At 64.4% G+C, this 3,273-nt stretch carries 3 protein-coding genes and 1 riboswitch; of the genes, 1 reads left to right on the forward strand and 2 read right to left on the reverse strand.

The annotated features are described in order from the left end of the window. On the reverse strand, positions 1-1,053 hold a 1,053-nt coding region (dinB, locus tag VMA74_RS08750), incomplete at its 3' end, for a DNA polymerase IV (protein WP_414649583.1). A gap of 109 nt (positions 1,054-1,162) precedes the next feature. Then, a complete protein-coding gene (locus VMA74_RS08755; protein WP_325366253.1) occupies positions 1,163-2,068 on the reverse strand; it encodes a hypothetical protein in 906 nt (301 codons plus the stop codon). 18 nt (positions 2,069-2,086) lie between these two features. Then, positions 2,087-2,170: riboswitch (S-adenosyl-L-homocysteine riboswitch) on the reverse strand. Between the two features lie 153 nt (positions 2,171-2,323). Here VMA74_RS08755 and VMA74_RS08760 point away from each other — a divergent pair. Beyond that, on the forward strand, positions 2,324-3,273 hold a 950-nt coding region (locus tag VMA74_RS08760; RefSeq protein ID WP_325366254.1), incomplete at its 3' end, for an amino acid permease.

Consider the following 3,273-nt stretch of genomic DNA (forward strand, 5'->3'; position numbering starts at 1 on the left):
ACCGACGCCGACCAAGCGATAGCGGCTGTGGGCGGAACGTTCGACCCGCTCGCGCAAGGCACACGCCAGGTCGGCCAGTTCGGCGGCCGAGCGTGGCCGCACGGAGGGCGTAAGGCTGCGCGTCAGCGTGTGGAAGTCCGAGGTCTTGAGCTTCAGCACGATCGTGCGCGCCAGGCGCCCGCGCAGCTTTTCGCGTTCGTGCGCCGTCCAGGTTTTTTCCGCGAGCCGGCGGATATGCGGTTCCAGTTCGTCCAGCGTCAGGTCGTGTTCAAAGGTGTCTTCCGAAGACACCTGCATGGCGAACTGATTGGGCTGCACCGGATGGTCGTCGATGCCCAGGGAAAGCTCGTGCAGCCGCCGGCCCCAGCGGCCAAAGCGCTGCTCCAGTTCTTCTACTTGCAAGCTGCGCAGTTCGCTCACCGTGGCAATGCCCAACGCGGTGAGCTTTGCTTCCATCACCTTGCCTACGCCGGGCAGGCGGTTCACGGGCAGCGGTGCCAGAAAGCTCATGACCTGATGCGGGCGGACCACGAACAGGCCATCGGGCTTGTTCCAGTCCGAGGCGATTTTTGCCAGGAATTTGTTCGGCGCCACGCCAGCCGACGCGGTGAGCTGCGTTTCCTCGCGGATCGCCGCGCGAATCGCCTCAGCCGTGGCCGTGGCGGAGGGCAGGCCGGTCTTGGTGTCGGTGACGTCCAGGTAGGCTTCGTCCAGCGACAGCGGTTCAATCAGGTCGGTATGCCGCCCGAAGATCTCGCGTACCTGCCGCGAAACCGCCTTGTAACGCACGAAATCCGGCGGCACGAAGATCGCCTGCGGACACAGCCGTTCGGCCCGCACCGCCGGCATCGCCGAACGCACGCCGAATTTGCGCGCCTCGTAGCTTGCCGCGCATACCACCGAACGCGCCCCGCGCCAGGCCACCACCACCGGCTTGCCGCGCAGCGAAGGATCGTCGCGCTGCTCCACGGAGGCGTAGAACGCATCCATGTCGACGTGAATGATCTTGCGTGACGCGTTGGACACCGGGCGCGTGGGTGAGGGAGTCGGCACGATTCTAGTACGCGCAGCGCTCCGGACTCGCCTGCGCTTCCTGCGAGCGAAGCGAGCTCGTAGGCTGGGATGAAATCCCAGCTTTAGGTACGGGCCGAATGATGGGATTTCATCCCAGCCTACGGGTTTCGCGCGGAAGGTTTTGCAGCCGCTCCAACAGCAAGCGCGCCAGCCGCTCCGCTGCATCGGGCCGTTCCGCCAGGAACAGTGACGGCTCGATCACTTCCAGCTCCATCGTCAGGAAGCGGCCACCCGCCACCACGCCATCCACCCGCGCATACAACGGCAGCTGATGCCCCAGTGCGGCCAGCGCCGCCAGGATGCTGCTGCCGGCCTGCACGATGGCTTCGTCCGGTGTGGCTTGCGCCACGCTACCGCCATGCTGTTCCTGCACGCGGTAGTCGCCCGCGATGGGGCGCTTGAGCACAGCATGGCTGTAGGCGCCGCCGAAATACATCAGCGACCATTCGCCATGGCTTGCAATGTCGGGGACGAAGGGTTGCACCAGATAATCGAGCTGCTGCGGCAGCTTGGCCAGTGCCTGCTCGAAACTCGCCGTGCCTACCTTGCCGCGCACGGTATGCCATGCGCCGCCGCTTACCGTGGGTTTGACGACTACGTCGCGGCCGGCCATCGCCTGTAACGTTTCGGTCAACGCTGTGCCTTGTGCAACCTCGGTTGGGATGATGGCAACGCCTTGCCGTTCAAGGTCGAGCAGATAACGCTTGTCGCTGTTCCAGCGCAGCATGTGCGTATCGTTGATCACCGTGACGCCAAGCCGGTCCAGCGCATGCGTCCAGGCGAGGAAAGCGGGGTAATGCTCGAAGTAATCCCAGATGGTGCGGATCAGCACGGCATCGAATGTGGTCCAATCCACCGCGGGATCGTTCCAGACGCATACCGTGGGTTCGATACCAAGCAGCTCCAGCACGGCGACGAGATAGATGTCATCGACATGGATGGAAGAAAACTGCCGGCACGAAGCGATGGCAAGACGATATTGCGGCGCAGACATAAGGACACCTCCAAGTGATTGGGGTGGGCGCCCTTGAACGTTGTGAGGGTCGGCGGCCGAGCGTGGCGGACCGATGTCCGTCGCAGCACCCCTCGGGGCCGATACGCCATGCCCAACCTGGGGACATAACGCGTGGCGTCGGAAGTATCCGAGACCGTGTTTTGGCCTGTCAACGTGACTTTGCGCCTGTTGACCACCCCGGCATGATTCGCGTAACCGGACACGGAACGCCAACTCAGGTTAATGTCGGCAACCATGACCGACGAAACCCTCTCATCATCGACTTCCTATCTCCGCCGGCTCGGCATGTGGAGCGGCGCCGCCATCGTGATCGGTGGCGTAATCGGCAGCGGCATTTTTCGCACGCCGGCCACGGTGGCCGAGCGCACGGCGTCCGGTTTGCCATTGCTTGCCCTGTGGGTGCTGGGCGGCCTGCTCACACTGGCCGGCGTACTGTGTTACGCCGAACTCGGTGCGCGGCGTCCGCAAGCCGGCGGCATTTATCTCTATCTGCGCGAGGCCTTCGGTGCACTGCCGGCTTTTCTGTTCGGCTGGACCATGGCGCTGATCAACTACCCCGGCAGCGTGGCAGCCGTGGCTGTGACGTTCGCCGATTACTTTTGCCGTGCCGCGAGCCTGCCGGTCCCGTGGGTAAAGCCGGTGGCGGCGGGCGCGATCTTTTTCATCGTCGGCGTCAACCTGTTCGGCGTGCGTGCCGGCGCCTGGCTGGTGAATGTGTTTACGCTGCTGAAGCTGGCGGCGATCAGCATGCTGCTGGTGGTGGGCCTGGTTTTGGCGCATGGACACTTTGGCGGCGTGCTGGCGGCAGACCCGACCGTCCACGTGCCCGCCAGTGCGTGGATCGGTGCGGTGTTGCCGGTGCTGTTTACCTACGGCGGCTTCCACTATTTGAACGACATGGCAGGCGAAGTGCGCGATCCACAGCGCACGCTGCCCCGCGCACTCACCTTGGGTCTGGTCGGCGTGGTGGTGTGCTACGTGTTGGCCAACATTGCCTATCTCGTCGGCCTGGGGCATGCGGGCTTGGCGGCCAGCAAGGCGCCGGCAGCGGATTTGATGAGCAGCGTCTTCGGGCCACGCGGCGCCACCATCATGGCGATCGGTATCGCCTGCTCCACCTTCGGCTATTGCAGCATCGCCATTGCCGGCGGCGCACGCGTACTGCAGACCATGGGCGCGGACGG

The sequence above is a fragment of the Dyella sp. genome, from assembly GCF_035508675.1.
Classification (GTDB): domain Bacteria; phylum Pseudomonadota; class Gammaproteobacteria; order Xanthomonadales; family Rhodanobacteraceae; genus Dyella_B.